Annotated in this window: 19 protein-coding genes; 2 read left to right on the top strand and 17 right to left on the bottom strand. The window is 53.4% G+C overall.

What is annotated here, in order from left to right:
* Positions 1–16: 16 nt before the first annotated feature.
* From F475_RS20400 to F475_RS20375, 6 genes are all read right to left on the bottom strand, one after another.
* The gene (locus F475_RS20400) at positions 17–406 is read right to left on the bottom strand and encodes a carboxymuconolactone decarboxylase family protein (protein ID WP_008059553.1); all 390 of its coding nucleotides are present in this window, start codon (positions 404–406) and stop codon (positions 17–19) included.
* The gene (locus F475_RS20395) at positions 403–1,878 is read right to left on the bottom strand and encodes an NAD-dependent succinate-semialdehyde dehydrogenase (protein WP_111454594.1); all 1,476 of its coding nucleotides are present in this window, start codon (positions 1,876–1,878) and stop codon (positions 403–405) included. The genes F475_RS20400 and F475_RS20395 overlap by 4 nt, the downstream gene beginning before the upstream one ends.
* A 70-nt stretch (positions 1,879–1,948) precedes the next feature.
* Positions 1,949–2,434: a flavin reductase family protein gene (locus F475_RS20390; protein WP_018927715.1), complete on the bottom strand. Its 486-nt coding sequence runs from the start codon at positions 2,432–2,434 to the stop codon at positions 1,949–1,951.
* Between the two features lie 12 nt (positions 2,435–2,446).
* Entirely contained in the window at positions 2,447–3,928 is a 1,482-nt protein-coding gene (locus F475_RS20385; protein WP_111454593.1) for an aldehyde dehydrogenase, read from the bottom strand.
* Positions 3,925–4,758: an alpha/beta fold hydrolase gene (locus F475_RS20380; protein ID WP_064617118.1), complete on the bottom strand. Its 834-nt coding sequence runs from the start codon at positions 4,756–4,758 to the stop codon at positions 3,925–3,927. The genes F475_RS20385 and F475_RS20380 overlap by 4 nt, the downstream gene beginning before the upstream one ends.
* Before the next feature lie 43 nt (positions 4,759–4,801).
* Complete coding sequence (locus F475_RS20375; protein WP_018927718.1) at positions 4,802–5,392, bottom strand: amino acid synthesis family protein; 591 nt, start codon at positions 5,390–5,392, stop codon at positions 4,802–4,804.
* 366 nt (positions 5,393–5,758) lie between these two features.
* On the opposite strand from F475_RS20375, the gene F475_RS31160 reads away from it, so the two are divergent.
* Complete coding sequence (locus F475_RS31160) at positions 5,759–6,220, top strand: hypothetical protein (protein WP_371924367.1); 462 nt, start codon at positions 5,759–5,761, stop codon at positions 6,218–6,220.
* Between the two features lie 599 nt (positions 6,221–6,819).
* Here the strand turns inward: F475_RS31160 and F475_RS20360 are convergent.
* The 9 genes from F475_RS20360 to F475_RS20330 form a co-directional block, all read right to left on the bottom strand.
* Positions 6,820–7,425 carry a hypothetical protein gene (locus F475_RS20360; RefSeq protein WP_111454590.1) on the bottom strand — a complete coding sequence of 202 codons (606 nt, stop codon included), beginning with the start codon at positions 7,423–7,425 and terminating at the stop codon, positions 6,820–6,822.
* A 400-nt stretch (positions 7,426–7,825) separates the two neighbouring features.
* Entirely contained in the window at positions 7,826–8,242 is a 417-nt protein-coding gene (locus F475_RS20355) for a hypothetical protein (protein ID WP_018927722.1), read from the bottom strand.
* Positions 8,243–8,486: 244 nt separating this feature from the next.
* Positions 8,487–8,855, bottom strand: a complete 369-nt coding sequence (locus F475_RS30255) for a hypothetical protein (RefSeq protein ID WP_146602945.1) — start codon at positions 8,853–8,855, stop codon at positions 8,487–8,489.
* Positions 8,856–9,172: 317 nt separating this feature from the next.
* The gene (locus F475_RS20345) at positions 9,173–9,655 is read right to left on the bottom strand and encodes a hypothetical protein (protein WP_086945761.1); all 483 of its coding nucleotides are present in this window, start codon (positions 9,653–9,655) and stop codon (positions 9,173–9,175) included.
* Between the two features lie 23 nt (positions 9,656–9,678).
* Positions 9,679–10,227: an RHS repeat-associated core domain-containing protein gene (locus F475_RS20340; protein WP_225609262.1), complete on the bottom strand. Its 549-nt coding sequence runs from the start codon at positions 10,225–10,227 to the stop codon at positions 9,679–9,681.
* A gap of 89 nt (positions 10,228–10,316) precedes the next feature.
* On the bottom strand, positions 10,317–10,964 hold the full coding sequence (locus F475_RS30250; RefSeq protein ID WP_146602944.1) for a hypothetical protein: 648 nt from the start codon (positions 10,962–10,964) through the stop codon (positions 10,317–10,319).
* 573 nt (positions 10,965–11,537) lie between these two features.
* Complete coding sequence (locus F475_RS30245) at positions 11,538–11,759, bottom strand: hypothetical protein (protein ID WP_146602943.1); 222 nt, start codon at positions 11,757–11,759, stop codon at positions 11,538–11,540.
* Positions 11,756–13,156, bottom strand: a complete 1,401-nt coding sequence (locus F475_RS20335) for an MATE family efflux transporter (RefSeq protein WP_064617123.1) — start codon at positions 13,154–13,156, stop codon at positions 11,756–11,758. Before F475_RS20335 ends, F475_RS30245 begins: the two co-directional genes overlap by 4 nt.
* On the bottom strand, positions 13,140–13,361 hold the full coding sequence (locus tag F475_RS20330) for a hypothetical protein (RefSeq protein WP_064617124.1): 222 nt from the start codon (positions 13,359–13,361) through the stop codon (positions 13,140–13,142). The genes F475_RS20335 and F475_RS20330 overlap by 17 nt, the downstream gene beginning before the upstream one ends.
* Before the next feature lie 337 nt (positions 13,362–13,698).
* Here F475_RS20330 and F475_RS20325 point away from each other — a divergent pair, with 337 nt between their 5' ends.
* Entirely contained in the window at positions 13,699–14,331 is a 633-nt protein-coding gene (locus F475_RS20325) for a LysE family translocator (protein WP_018927726.1), read from the top strand.
* 84 nt (positions 14,332–14,415) lie between these two features.
* On the opposite strand, the gene F475_RS30795 is transcribed toward F475_RS20325, so the two are convergent.
* On the bottom strand, positions 14,416–15,129 hold the full coding sequence (locus F475_RS30795) for an aminotransferase class I/II-fold pyridoxal phosphate-dependent enzyme (RefSeq protein WP_256597220.1): 714 nt from the start codon (positions 15,127–15,129) through the stop codon (positions 14,416–14,418).
* Between the two features lie 14 nt (positions 15,130–15,143).
* Positions 15,144–15,671, bottom strand: a complete 528-nt coding sequence (locus tag F475_RS30790; protein WP_256597204.1) for an aminotransferase class I/II-fold pyridoxal phosphate-dependent enzyme — start codon at positions 15,669–15,671, stop codon at positions 15,144–15,146.
* Position 15,672 lies beyond the last annotated feature (1 nt).

Below are 15,672 nucleotides of genomic sequence, written 5' to 3'. Positions count from 1 at the left end.
TCACAGCAGCCAAGGGTTAACTGGAGGCCTCGGCATCGGCTTCGGCGAAGGCTTCACGGGCGAGCCGGAAACTGTCTACGGCAGCGGGGACACCGCAATAAATACCGACCTGAAGCAGAATTTCGCGTATTTGTTCACGACTCAGCCCGTTACGCAAGGCACCGCGTACATGCAGCTTGAGTTCGTGCGGCCGGTTGAGGGCCGAAATCATCGCCAAGTTTATCATGCTGCGCTCTTTAAGCGACAAACCCTCACGGCCCCAGACGTGGCCCCAGCAATACTCGGTGACCATTTCCTGCAGTGGCCGGGTGAAGTCGTCGGCGTTCTCGATGGAGCGGTTCACGTAGGCTTCGCCCAGCACCTGGGTGCGGATTTTCAGGCCTTTTTCATACTTTTCGTTGCTCATCGTTGTGTGCTCCCAAAGTCGTCGAGCCCGCCCATCAGGGTGTATTTGAGTTCCAGATAATCCTCGATGCCGTACTTGGAACCTTCGCGGCCCAGCCCCGAGGACTTAATGCCACCGAACGGCGCGACTTCGGTGGAAATCAGTCCTTCGTTGATCCCGACCATGCCGTACTCCAACGCTTCGCTCATGCGCCAGGCCCGGCCCAGGTCGCGGGTGTAGCAATAGGCGGCGAGGCCGAACTCGGTGTCGTTGGCCAGGTGCACGGCCTCGGCTTCGGTGTCGAAGCGGAACACCGCGGCCAGCGGGCCGAAGGTTTCTTCCTGAGCGACTTTCATCTCACCGGTTACGCCGGCCAGCACCGTTGGCTGGAAGAAACCGTGGCCCAGCGCATGGCGGTCGCCACCGCAAAGCAGTTGTGCACCCTGGGCGAGGGCGTCCTGCACGTGGTCTTCGACTTTGGCCACCGCGCGTTCGTTGATCAGCGGACCTTGGGTGACGCCTGCCTCAAAACCGTCGCCCACGTTCAGTTGCACCACGCGTTCGGCCAGGCGCGTGGCGAAAGCATCATGAATACCACTCTGCACCAGGAAGCGATTGGCGCAGACGCAGGTCTGCCCGGCATTGCGGAACTTGGCGATCAGCGCGCCTTCCACGGCACGCTCCAGGTCGGCATCGTCGAACACGATGAAGGGCGCGTTGCCCCCCAGTTCCAGCGAGACTTTTTTCAGCGTCGGCGCGCACTGAGCCATCAACAACTTTCCGATTGCAGTGGAGCCGGTGAATGACAGTTTGCGCACCAATGGGCTGGCAGTCAGTTCGCCACCGATGGCCACGGCGTCGCCGGTGATCACGTTGAAAATGCCCGGAGGAATCCCGGCCTGTTCCGCCAGCGCGGCCATGGCCAGCGCCGAGAACGGTGTCTCCGGGTCCGGTTTGACGATGCACGGGCAACCGGCCGCCAGCGCCGGGCCGGCCTTGCGGGTGATCATCGCCGCCGGGAAGTTCCACGGGGTGATGGCCGCGACCACGCCGATCGGTTCCTTGCTGACCACAATGCGCGCATCGGCTTTGTGGCTGGGAATGGTGTCGCCGTAGATGCGCTTGGCTTCTTCGGCGAACCACTCGATGAAACTTGCGGCGTAGAGAATTTCACCCTTGGCTTCGGCCAGGGGTTTGCCTTGTTCCAGGGTGAGGATTTGAGCCAGGGCGTCGGCGTTTTCGAGCATCAGCGAATGCCAGCGCTTGAGCGTCTGGCTGCGTTCCTTGGCGGTCAGTGCGCGCCAGGCCGGCCAAGCGTTGTTGGCGGCGTCGATCGCCTGACGAGCTTGGGCGGCACCGAGGTTCGGCACTCGGCCGATCAGCTCGCCGGTGGCCGGGTTGAAAATGTCCTGACAGGTGCCATCGGGCGCATCCAGCCATTGGCCGTCGATGTAGGCCTGCTGGCGGAACAGTTGCAAGGCTGCTGGGCTCATGCCGGCTCCCATAATAGAAGTAAAAAAGGGCTGCACCGGGGGGTGGTTAGACGCAGCCCAAATGTAGACGTCAGGCCAGGGTGGGCAGCGGGCCCAGCTTGCCTTTGTGATAGACCATCGGCGTCACCGGTTGCTCGGGCAGAATCAGGTTCTTCACCGCGCCGACGATGATCGCGTGATCGCCGCCGTCGTACTCACGCCATAGTTCGCACTCGATAATCGCGGTGGCTTTGCCCAGCAGCGGGTTGCCCAGCTCGCTGAGGTGCCAGTCGATGCCTTTGGCCTTGTCCTTGCCTTTACCGGCAAACGCATAGGCTTCGGCAGTCTGGTCGGCGGACAGCAGATGAATCGCGAACTGCTTGCTGTCGCGCAGGATCGGGTAGGTGTCGGAGGCATAATTGGGGCAGAACAGCACCAGTGCCGGGTCGATCGACAGCGCACTGAAGGCGCTGGCGGTGATGCCGACGATGCCGCCGTCCGGGTCCAGGGTGGTAACCACCGTGACTCCGGAAGGGAACGAGCTCATGACGTCTTTATAAATGCCGGGTTCGATCATGTCGGCGGTCTCCTAGCGCATCACGAAGGGATCAGGCATTGGCGCCTGAGACAGGTTGATCCACACCGTTTTCAGCTCGGTGTAGGCCAGCACCGAATCGATGCCGCTTTCGCGTCCATAGCCGCTGTTCTTGAAGCCGCCGATTGGCGCCATGGCCGATACCGCACGGTAAGTGTTGACCCAGATGATCCCGGAGCGCACGTCCCGGGCCAGGCGATGGGCGCGGCCCAGGTCGCGGGTCCAGATGCCGGCGGCGAGGCCGAACTGCGAGTCGTTGGCAATCGCCAGCGCTTCGGCTTCGTCCTTGAAACGGATGACCGAGGCCACCGGGCCGAAGACTTCTTCCTGCATGATCTTCATCGAGTTGCGGTCGCACTCGAACAGGGTCGGCTCATAGAACCAGCCATCGCCCAGATTCTTTGGACGCTTGCCGCCCAGGCGCAGGCGCGCACCTTCGGCGATGGCATCGGCCACCAGGCCTTCGACCACCGCCAATTGCTGCGCGGTGGCCATGGGGCCCATTTCGCTGCTGTCTTCCTGCGGGTTGCCAATGCGGATGCGCTTGGCGCGTTCAACCAGACGCGAGACGAATTCGTCGTAGATGTCGTCCTGCACCAGCAGTCGCGAGCCGGAAACGCAGCTCTGGCCGGACGCCGCATAGATCCCGGCAATCGCACCGTTGATCGCGCTGTCGAGGTCGGCGTCGGCAAAGATGATGTTCGGCGATTTGCCGCCCAGCTCCAGCGACAGCTTGGCGAAGTTCTCCGCGCTGCTGCGCACCACATGCCGTGCGGTCGCGGCGCCACCGGTGAAGGCGATCTTGCGCACCAGCGGATGGCGGGTGAGGGCGGCGCCGGTGCTTGGGCCGTAACCGGTGACGACGTTGACTACCCCCGGCGGAATCCCGGCTTCCAGCGCCAGGCGAGCCAGCTCCAGAATGGTCGCCGAGGCGTGCTCGGACGGTTTGATCACGATGGTGTTGCCTGCCGCAAGAGCTGGCGCCAGTTTGATCGCGGTCAGGTACAGCGGGCTGTTCCAGGGAATGATCGCCGCGACTACGCCCATGGCTTCATGCACGGTGTAGGCAAACAGATCGGGCTTATCGAGGGGCAGGGTGCCGCCTTCGAGTTTGTCGGCCAGACCCGCGGTGTAGTGGAAAAACTCCGGCAGGTAGCTGACCTGACCGCGGGTTTCGCGAATCAGCTTGCCATTGTCGCGGCTTTCCAGCTGCGCCAGTTGTTCTTTGTTCTCAGCGATCAGATCACCGAGGCGTCGCAGCAGTTTGCCGCGAGCGGTGGCGGTCAAGCCGCGCCAGGCCGGGCTGTCGAAAGCCGTCTGCGCGGCCTGCACGGCGCGTTCGACATCGGCTTCGTCGGCATCGGGTAATTCAGCCCAGGCTTGCGCCAGGGCAGGGTTCAGGCTTTCAAAAGTCTTGCCGGAGAGGGCATCGACCCATTCACCGCCGATGCACATCTGGAAGCGTGCGAGTGTCATGCAACGATCCCCTTTATTTGGTTTTGTCGGGCGTTTGCCGTGTCGAGAAACTCCAGCAACAGCTGGTTGACCAGGCGCGGCGATTCTACGGGCATCATATGCCGCTGCTCGGCGAGCACGGCAACGGTCGCGCCGGGAATTCGCTCGGCCAGTTGTTTGGCCATTTCCGGTGTCGAGCCGGGATCCAGTTCGCCGGTGGCGACCAGTGTCGGCACCTGAATGCTGCCCAGATCTTCCGCGCGGTACATGTCCTGGGTGGCGAACAACTCATACGTGGTCAGATAGCCCTGCGGATCGTTGCCCGCCAAGGTCTGGCGCAGCGCGGCGATCTGCGCCGGGTTGGCCGCCTGGTATTCACGGCTGAACCAGCGCGACAGCGCAGCTTCGGCGTTGGCATCCGGGCCATGCTCGGCCGCTTGAGCGGTGCGCGCGATGACGCCGGCACGCTGTTCGGGGCTGCGGTTGAACACGCTGTTGAGCACCACCAGGCCTTGCAAGCGTTGCGGGTAATGCAAGGCAAACGCCCGCGCCACTAGCCCGCCCATGGAAAAACCGATCACTGTTGCCTGAGGCAATTGCAGATGGTCGAGCAACTCCAGTAACTGGTCGGCATAGCCCAGCAGGGGCGTGCCGCTTTCCGGGCGCGGGCTGGCGCCATGGCCCAGCATGTCGTAGGCAATCACACGGTACTTTGTGGCCAGGCCAACGACCTGGCCGCCCCACATTTCTTTGTTCAGGCCCACGCCGTGGATCAAAACCACGGGCTGGCCTTGGCCGGTCGCCAGGTAACTGGTGCCAGCCGGGGTGCGTTCAGCGGTGAGCCGAATCATGGAGCGCTCCTGCATGCCTTTTTTGTTGTGGTGACTGATCGGATTACTGGGCGTTCTCGGCCGCCAGTTCTTCCAGGTCGATGTAACGGTTGCCGATGCGTGGGTGCAGGCGGCCGCCATCGGCGCAACCCAGTACCACGACGATTTCATCGGCGCGCGGCGCGTCTTCGATCTGCATTTCCAGGGTGATGTAGTGCGAACGCAGGCCTTCGTCGTCCTTGTGCATCATCGGAATCTGGATCGAAGTGCCCGGGCCGCCGCGCTTGTTGGTGAAGCTCAGGTAGCTCTTGGCCTTGACCGCTTCGCGGTAATGGTTGCCGAAGCGCAGGGTGTGGATCACGGCAGAGGCGTGCTCGATTTCGCCATCGGCGCCAACCACCGCGGCCTTGCCGTAAGCTTCGATCTTCTCGGCGCCGCCGATGATGCCCACCAGGCGTTCAACCATCAGCGCGCCGAGGTCGGAGCAATTGGCACGGATCTCCGGCTTCAGGTCTTCGACGAAGCCGCGACCCAGCCAAGGGTTTTTCATCACCACGGCCAGCCCGACCATGGTCACGGGCTTGTCGGCAGCCTTGCCGCCTTCGATAAAGGTTTCTTCGACATAGCTGACGATCTTGCGAATTTCGAAACTCATGAGCTGCTCCGTTGTAAGGGTAAGAGTGTCTGTGCGTATGATGGTATACCATAATACTGGTTGCGCAAGTCCCCTCTATGGGTTTCTGGTCGGAAGGCGATAAAAGGGAGGGCAGGTATTGCCCGTTGCTCGGAGTACATCGCTGCAGCAGGACTGGTGCTATCGATCTTGTAGCGGTCGATGGTCGGTGAGGTGTACGACTACGGGAACTATTGGAGTGAAAACATGGATGTTCATTGCACCGGGATTTGTTGCTGCTTGGAGTCACGTCTTGGAAGGCCGTGATCGCGCTGTCGCTGTTGACCTCTTGATCTGGAAATCGGTCAACCTGCACGTAAGATTCTGGACTGTGAGGACGAGCTGCTATTGAATTCGATGCTCGACGATTTAGGTGACGTTCAAATCCGAAGGCAAGTGCAGTTGTGGCTCAGCTACCGAAGCTTTGTACCGGCGACCGTCGCATCGACGATGCTGGTCAGTAGCGAGAAAGCCCCCCTTGGGCGCAACCGATCGCCTGCCGTACCTGCACCGATACGGACAGAAAAACCTCACAAATCTCACGTGTCTGACATCCAGCGTGAACGAGCTGAAATGTCGGCCACGTTTGAGGTTTCGAGTAACTTGCCGCTGCTGGTTTTCGCCAGGCTGGCAGGTAAATCTCGCGATCAGATCAATCGCGATATCAAGGCTCGACGCTTACTGCTTCTGAGCCAGGGGAATCGCGGTCAGCGCACTCCCTATTGGCAGCTTGATCCATGGCGGCACAAGTTCGATGACACCAAGTTCAAAGCTGGCCTCGTAGCCGCAAAAATCGTCAGTTGGCTATAGGTAGGCTCCAATAGCATGGCGTGGATTCACTCCTTTTTTGCTCTTGATACACCCTGAAAACAAGTCCAGAATCAAGTCCATTCCTGCAGCAGGAATAAAAGAAAACCCTTAGATTTCAATGGGTAGGACGCTAGATGCGAGTCTCGTTTCCCGCTCCAAATACAGAAAAACGCCACTCATTGAGTGGCGTTTTTTTTGCGCGGTATTTTGTTGTCAGCATTGAAAAAAGAGGCTTTTGCCTCTTTTTTTCGTTCCAGTGATTTCTACTGAGAACCACCCCCAGCCACGCTTTTTTGTACATTAAAACGTACGTCGAAATCCGGTCCCAGGGCATGCCGGTTTTCAGATAGATGACGCATTGCTGGAACCCGTACATCTCTCCTCAATCGATCGAGACGAGGAGATGTACATATGCCTTTGACTGAAAATGCGAAAGGGGATTAATCCTCGAACCGCTCGAAGAGAGGATCGTCTCACTGCCTTGGCTGCTGGCGAGAATTCTCTTACAGCAGTCTTTCTGGCCTGGCGAACCTTCAAGGTGGTTACATTGAGGCTCGGCCCAGTTTGATGTAGAGCTTGGGGGTGATGAAAGCACTAATCTAATGCTGAGGATTTTCAATGAGTTGCGGGTTTTTTGACCTGATCTCGGACTCAAAATTATCGATAGCGCTTAGTGCTAGAGTCTTTTGCTCAGATAGATTTTTTCTCGTTACACGCATCACTCGATTTCTTCTTGCTTTTAGATAATCCAATTGGCCCGCTGGATTATCACTCAATGAAAGTGGAAGCATGGTTAAGGTGTCACTGAGTTCCTGCTTTGAGAGCTGTCCTTTCTTCGCGAAAATCAATAAGCGTTCCATATGGTGGTCAGAAAATAGCCCCAGCGCTATAAGTGAGTCTTCTAAATTTCCGCCATCTAGCACTCTTAAGTGCTCAACTAAATACTGAGCGCTCCAATCATTTCCTTGTTCAACCAAATGCATCAATTGGTTGAGGTTGCTGTTCGACTGCTCGATAACCGACCAGCATTCAGTTTCGCTAGCTTCTGATAATGCAATAAGAGTACGCTTTTCTGGAGTGGTTAAAAACATCATGACTGCCTCTCGGCAATGGGGTGAACTATCACTCCCCGAAGCTGGCATGCCTAAGCTTGTAAGTGTGAGTAGCGTAAACAAAAATTCAAGTGTCGACTTTTTTATGATCATGGCGCACCACCTTTCAATAGATCAATGAAGTATCTTTCCTGGAGAATTACCCCCGTACGCAGGGTGTTCTCATTCGTCGTCAAACAAGTCATTCGATGGACTAACAGATGCTGTAATTCTTTCAGTTCCATCAGGGCTGATAATGTTTTTGGTTCTATCCATGGTGTTTGTTGTGTCACCAAGGCGATCGGTGGAATGCGGAGTTCCGGGGCTAATCGGGTGCATTAGCTGCCATTGCAACTGATTGTCGCTTGGGGGCGTATATTTGACAACTGCCGCCCTCACCGTAAAGCAATGTGGGGAGTCGGGCTTGACCTTGTTTGATGTGGCCTAAATTATCGATCTTCCCCCCCCCCCCAGCATGGGGAAAGATGTTTTAGCTTTTCGAGCGGAGATTTGTTTACATGTCTCGATCTTTCGTCACATGCCATACAAAACATTGCGCTAGATTGGTAGGAATGCCTTTGGCGTTTTTCTGAAGCCATGAACTAATAGCTTGCTCCTCATCAGGCTTCGCTCCGCCACTCCATAGAGTTATAAAGTGATGGTTGATTGGGTTGTCTGAATAAAATAAAAATGCAGGGTCAGTCTCATCTGAGGCTGCATACAAAATCGTCCAGCTAAGGCTTTTAAAAGATTGTAAAATCTCTACGTTGTCGACATTTAATTGATGTCCCACCTCTATGCGTAGCTTCGGTATTTCAGATAAGTTTAAACGTCGGTCAATACCATCACAGGGTGATTTGGCCCATGCAGTCAATGGCGGCAATAGGCACGAAATTGCAATCATGAAGATCTTAATGTTTGGAATGCTCATCGGTTAATTTCCTTTGTAACGATACAAAGTCGGCGCGCCGTACCAGGAGCGTCACTGGTCATATTGCCGTTGGCGTCATACAGCAAGGATGCCGCTGACATAGGCGTAGAACCTATCCCCAAATTTTATCGTCGCATCCGTGCAGATTCCATCAGGGCATTTTCAGCACTCTGTCGAATAACCCTGCAAAGTTTTTCCACCGTTGCATTATTAATGCATGTATTGGAATTTAATATGATTCTATTTAGGTCGTCATCTGAGACAATGCATCGATATGTCGTATCGCCCAATTTTGAAAGTCAGGGTGTATTTTTGCAAGTGCAACAAATGTATCGAACTGATTCCATCCTTGGGCGAAGAGGTTCGCCACTGCTTCAGAATAGCCCTCGCCAAGCTCACCATCATCACAAGAAACGAAGACTCTCTGATGCTTGAAAAGGGAGGGCCAATCTCCGCGCGCATCAACTAAAAAAGACCCTGCTTGGCTATTCATTTCGGGAGGGCAGTTTCCGTATGCCGAAGCCTGAGAGAGTGACACACATCCCAATCCAAGTCCGAACAACAAGACTAAGAAGGTCAGGGAGCGAGTGCATAAAAATCTGATGAGCATCATGATTATCACCCTGTCGACCACACTACTGTTGCGTACCAAACTGAGGAGTATTGACGTTGTTGATGATAGCAGTCATGGATGTTGCTGGGGCAGGTGTTATGAGATTATGTACGAATTCCATATGTAGTAATACTTCCAATATATAATATTAGCAGACTTTCCAAATCCTGCACCTAATACACTCTCGTACCAGCTCCCATGTCGATCTAAGCTAGCAGTTCCCGACCAGCCAAAAACTGTACCCGTTATTGGATTTGGAATTGCGACATTTATGAACGACACCATATGAGTGGTGCTGAGGAGAAATCACAGTTATTTTATAGGCTGCAAAAAATTTGGTCGGATGCTTTAGCAAGCGCCTTTAATGTTTCTACTAAACTGGCGAACCCTTCGGTTTTTGCATTTATTCGCAGTATTCTGCCATTGTGAAGCTCAATATTGATGCCGGGCTTATTTCGGTCAAATAGGTTGACTTGTCGAATTTTCCACGTCATCGGATAATAAGATATTGACTTAATGTCAGGCGCCTTGATCTCTATGTGTCTACCGAAATACAACCTCCCTAAAATACGATCATCATCCAGCGAAATTTCTTGCAGTACTGTTCGGACCTGGGAAATGTAGAATATACCCCAAGCAGCAGGCAGGCCTAATAATATCCCACCTCCTATAAAGTCCTGTAGGTAATAGTATGGAGAAGCAAGAAAAATAAAAACTCCCAAAAGAACAATAGGGCTTATTCCAGGAAGCCAAATCCATATGCCGGTCCTGCCAAACGTCTTATCGTGCCAAGTATTCATGGTGGAATTATTTTCCAAGCTGATTACAGATGCCGGCTCCTGCAGCGCCGCCCATAAAGCCTAGTTCTCCACTGAGGATGGCAGCGGCGATTCCTTTGCCCTGCGCCAAGCCGGCAATCGCGCTGCCGATACCCGCGCCTACTACCTCTCCCCCAATTTACCTTACCTTGAGGGATACAAGCATTCTCTTTGCTTTTAGCGTGATTCGATAACTTTTGACCAGCCCAATCACCTACAGCTCCGCCTGCAGCACTGGTTGCAGCAGGAGCCCATGGGCTTTCAGGCGCAATCGCGCCGACTGCAGCGCCAGCTAGCGCCCCCGATAAAGCAGCCCAAGTAGCATCAGTCTCATCGCCACCGATTTCAAACGCGCTAGCATAGCCACTGATCCCGCCAATAACTGCACCGGTTACTGCACCGACTAGCCATTTACCTTGCGGATCTTTGTAACTTAACGGATTGCCGCTGACATAGACGTACGTATTAATCCCACCCGCAAGGCCAATCGAATCTCCCGAGATAAATCGCCCAAATCCCGGAGAGTGCCCGATAATAATAGACACCCGTGCCATCATTTTTCTGCCCAGTGTACTGCTGGCTGTTGGGCGATTTGCACTCCAGCAGAAGCCTCAGGAGTGTCGGCTTGTTATATTGAAATTATTCATAATTTGTCTGAGGGTTTTAGCTCGTCGAACAATGTTTTTCTGATTTTAATTGGTATTTTTTTCTGGCTGGCGTAGTCGTTTATAAGAGCGATGAGCTCTGAAATGTTTTCAAGCTGGTCGGTGAATGTGATCTTCCCTGATGGAGTAATCCGGAATGTTGGTTTTGTTGTAGGATATATATTAAATCCTCTGGCATTAAGTCCGCGCATGCTAGATACAGGGAAGGCAGTAATTAAGCTGACATTTTCCCATTTTATTTTTTGCCAGGTTTTACCAAAAATTTGTCTGGATAAGCACTGATCATCAATGGATAGAACTGAGCGTCCAGCTAAGATCAATCCTCCAACTAATATGGTTAAAGATAAGGATATTAATAAAAATATCCCGCCTCCTAATGCACCGTCACGCTTAATCCATATCCCTCCTAAAAAAATGCATAAACCGCTGGTGACGCACATCCATAGAGCAATTAAATACTGTCCCCGAAACTTGAATACAGTTATGTTACTCACTATGCGATCACTCCTGATGTATATAATGACCACTGCTTGTTTGCCTTGGCAGTGCATTGATCTCGCAGAGCGAAATCCATTCATAGCCCCTGGATCCATTGCACTACCAATCATTCCTATAATGCCAGTCATACCAGGCACATGCTCAGGCAGTGCACGCTGCGCATGCTCAGTTACTGGTACTTAGCGGGCTGAAATCTGGAGTGGGGATGCCAGGGGAGGTAGGGGAGAAAAGCAGAGTGCTTTGTATCAATGCATTGGCGAATACTCAGCATTTGCTGCCGAGGCTTTAGACCTGAAGCCACCATAAGCACCTCCCTGTGAACCGGAGCCACATTAGGCTCGTCGTACACGTCGTATGCACAGCGGTTGGAACACGTGTGTGTTCACGATGGGGTCTTCATTCCATGACCTTGGGGGAGATCGAACGTCCACGATCCCGAGCATCCAGCACGAAATGACAGTAGTACAGGGTTTGAGAACTTGCCAACGGGAGCCCGGAAATCGACCAGCAGGAATGGTTCTTCTGCAATTGAGGTCGATGGTGCGAGGGTTGTTGAAGGAAGCCTGATTCCTTGCTGGGTATGCAAGCAGCTCCTCTATTTAGCTACTGGCGCGATTGGCGATCGGTACAGATTGGGTCACGCAACTCAAGACGCTACTGCTCGAGCACGCCGGCGTAGTCGTGTGGGTCAACTCTGCCGCCTAATGCCTTGCAAGCACGAAGCCCGACGTTTTCAATCGCGAAGGTGTATTCGGGCATGCCCCATTCATCGAGGCCTGCGCGGTACAGAGGTAGCCGTCGCTGGCCTCAAGCAGTTGTGCTTCATTGATGAGGACACCGCCTCGTCTGGATAGTTGTGCCAGACTTCCTGTAAAGCAGTTGATCGCTAAAGGTGCGAAACGAATGACTTCATTCAGGTTCATAGGGCGCTCTCGCTCGCCGGATGAGGATCGGCGTGAAGACGGTTTTCGGCCCCTCGAATGGCTTTGGCGATTCGCCAGAAATAAATTGCGCCAATCGAAAATTCGAACACCGAACCGATGACCCAGCATGTCATCAGCGACGACGGCACATCGCGATTGCTCATTGCGACGTAATAGATCAACGGAATGCTTATAAACCACATCAGAATCAGGCGCACGACCAGCGAAAATCTGGCCATGCCAATACTCTCCAAGACGGCTGCACCCGTCATAGAGAAGACAAAGGCGGCGGAGAATGTCCACAGTACGCGTTGTGTATCGATGGCCAGGGCGACGATCTCCGGGTTGTGCCCCAGGTCGCCGAAAGCCTTGAGCAAGACCTGTGGCAAAGTGATTTGAACGGTGGAAACCAGCAGTACGTAGAACAGCTCGATGGTCACGGTCACCCGTAGGATCGTTGCCAACTCAGTGTATTGCTCCTTGCCCACTGCAGTGGCGCACAGAATGCTGCAACCAATACCCAAACCGATGATCGGGATGATGCCCAGGTAATTGATCGTCAGATTGACGTTGTTTGCCGCCAGCGCGCTAGAGCCCAGTACTGCGACTATCCAGATGAATGCAGTGTTGCCGAGCTGATCCACCCCGGCGGATAAGCCACTGGGAACACCTCTACGCAGCCGGAAAAACAGCCGAGGCAGTAGGCGCTCGCTACGGGCAATGAAGATGTTCATCAACTCAAGCCAGATTTCTCGAGGCAGCATTACTGCGTAGCACGTCAGCATGGACAGAGTGCCGATCAACGTACCGATAGCGGCTCCGGCCATTCCCATTTCGGGCAGCCCGAACTTTCCGAAGACCAGGCCGACGGTGAAGATTGAGTCGACTACTTGACCAACGATGCCGACCATGAGCGTTTCGCGGGTTCGACCCACACCGTTGAAGTATGAGGACAGCGCTGTGTCGATCGTCATTACGCCGCCGAAGATCGCCGCCCAGAGCATGTACTGCGATTCGAGGCTGACAATCTGCGGTGGGCGGGAGCTGAGCTGTGGGATCATCGCGATCAACGGAGCGGCGACAAACAGCAGGGCACCGCAGGCAATACCAAGGAGCAGTCCCAGTGCGGCTTCATTCCAAGCCTCGCTGAGCCCCGATCGACCATTCGCTTGTGCAATAAAGGAACGTGACACGCCTACGGTGCTACAGAAGAAAGCGATGATCGCCATGCTCGTGAATACTGCTGGACCGGAGGCGGCCAGCGTATCTTGTGAGTAGTGTGCCAGGCATAGCCTGTCGACAAGCATCATCAATAAATTGCCGACCATCGTCCCCATCAATGGAAACGAGACGATGGCGATTCTTTTCGCCACCCCTGCGTCAAACCAGTGCCGCATATTCACATTCCTTTGTCTCGCGGCTGCCGCGATGGTCGCCCAACACATCGCGTAAAAGAGCCAGCAGTGTGTCGGGATTTCCAATCTGCGCCAGCAGCGACAACAGCAGACGCTCCATGCCGAAGGCGACGCAGGCTGAATGCATGAGCGGTTCTGGGGATTGCGGGCCGATCTTGAATGCGTTGGTAAACAGATCCCGGTGCAAGTTGCGCGAACTATCCTGTCATATGGATGGACCCAGTGGACACCATTTTTGGCCTCACAAGCGGATCGCCATGCGCCAACGCACCTCTTATCCAAAGCCCTTCAAAACCCAAGTCGTCCAGGAATGCCTGCAACGTCCTGGCCGGCGTCATCGTCGAAGGCGAATGGCATCCCGATCGTGTTTAGTAAGGCTCATCACAGAGTGCACCTTAATAATGAAGGAAAGATAAGAATACTACTTACAAAATTATCGAAAAAGCCTCTATGGGAATTAATAATTAATTCATAAAAAAATGTACTTCTCCTAACCTTTAAGCATCAATTGCGGAGGTGCATTTATGTTGATTTTCATTAAGTCGATGATCATTGGGCTTTGTATCGCAGCCCCTGTGGGACCCATTGGGCTGTTGTGCATACAGAGGAGCCTTGCGCTTGGATGGAGAGCAGGTTTCGCGACAGGGTTAGGGGCGGCCACAGCCGATTCGATCTATGGATTTGTCGGTGCGCTGGGAATCACAGTCATCATAGCGACACTCATTAGCTTTAAGCCATGGTTGTGTATTTTGGGGGGGATGTTCCTCGCGTACATTGGTTATCAAACAATAAAATCGAAAGCGAGCTCAACAGCCCTGGCGGGTGAACGAGCCAACCTGTTAAAAGCCTACTTGAGTACACTGTTTTTGACACTGTCGAACCCAATGACCATCCTGTCGTTTATTGCGATATTTGCTGCCATGAGCGATGGCATGGCTAATGATCAAAGCGGTCAGCACTCAGTGCTGCCTATGGTGACAGGTATATTTCTAGGCTCGGCTGTCTGGTGGCTGGGATTGAGCGGATTCTCCTCCATATTCAAGACCAGAATCTCCCAATCAAAGCTCAGGTTGATCAACTATTTTTCCGGGTCAACCATCACCATTCTGGGTGCCTACCAAGTAGCCACTGGCGTTATGCTCGCCACAGCAGCTTAATAGGGAAATGAGGCAAGGCTTATTTCTTATTGGCTGATGAGTAAGCCTTGGCATCAATCCCCTACGGTTTGACGGGAGGATGCTTTACTGAATTCTGGATTCAATGTACGCCCTGAGGCTACCTATCGCTTGTTTGATTTCTGATTCTGTCGCATTGCTAAACGACAATCTGACCTGAGTGACAGCCTGATTCGTCAGCGAAAACAAGGAAGTGGGAAATACAATAACCTTGAAGTTCCTGGCGCACTCGCACATTTCAAAATATTCAAAGGTGAAGGGCAACTGTACATTGATGAAAAAACCTCCCTCTGGATGGTTCCAGGTGACACTTCTTTCAGAACCAGCCTTGACCGGGAATTCACGTTCAAGGCATTCAATCATATGGTTTCTTTTTTGCCTGTAAGACAACACTCTTGGTTGATTAAGCTGTTTTAAAGAGTAATTGTTCTCTATCAGCAAACCTCCGACAATTGCCTGGCACAGGGCAGGTGTATTGACGGTGATCAAGCTTTTGGCTTTACATAACCTGGCGCTAAAGGAAATCACCCCAGCGCTCTCCGGGGCGACTACGTAGCCCATACGCAATCCCGGAAAAATTGACTTTGCAAAAGAGCCAAGAAGGAATACTCGACTACTGTCGATTGACTTCATCAAGGGGATTTTATCTCCCTCGTACCTGAAGTAGCTGTAGGCATTATCCTCCAGGATAAAAAAATTCATTTCATTGGCCAAGGAGAGCATGGCCTTTCTGTTTTCATAGGAAAGGCTGTTAGCAGTAGGGTTACTAAAATCTGAAATCGCGTACAGCGCTTTTACCTTTTCCCCCTGGACTCAAGATCTTCAGCTACCTTGCGCAGGGCAGATGGATCGAGGAAGGTGTCCTCGGGAACGGGTACAATTTTTATTCTTAATAATTTCGCAATCCCCGTTATTCCGGAAAACACAGGGTCAGGCACTAATAAAACACCACCTCCTTCAAAAATTGATAGCAGTGTCAAGGTCGCAGCTTCCTGAAACCCCATACACACGACAATACTTTCAGGGTTGAAAATTTTTATGCCTTCATCCACCTGCAAGTGTTCGGCTATTATGCCGTTGATAATTCCGGTGGTTTTTCCATATTGGCAAAGTAGTGTCGCAAGCGAGTGTTCCGGATTGACGGCGTATCGTGCATAGCTGGCCAGCCCTTTATCGATGAGGGACAGGTCGCATTGCTCGTCGTCAGGTCGACCGGAAGCCAGAGAGATTGCCTCTGGATTTTCACTGGAAATGGAATTTAGAAGATGGATAACGTTCAGAGTAGGGTCTTCGAATATCGTTTTTTCGAGTACGCTGGGCAAT

The organism is Pseudomonas sp. URMO17WK12:I6 (assembly GCF_003253625.1).
GTDB lineage: Bacteria > Pseudomonadota > Gammaproteobacteria > Pseudomonadales > Pseudomonadaceae > Aquipseudomonas.
The sequence above is the reverse complement of the archived record's forward strand: the minus strand, read 5'-3'. Positions and strand labels throughout refer to the sequence as shown.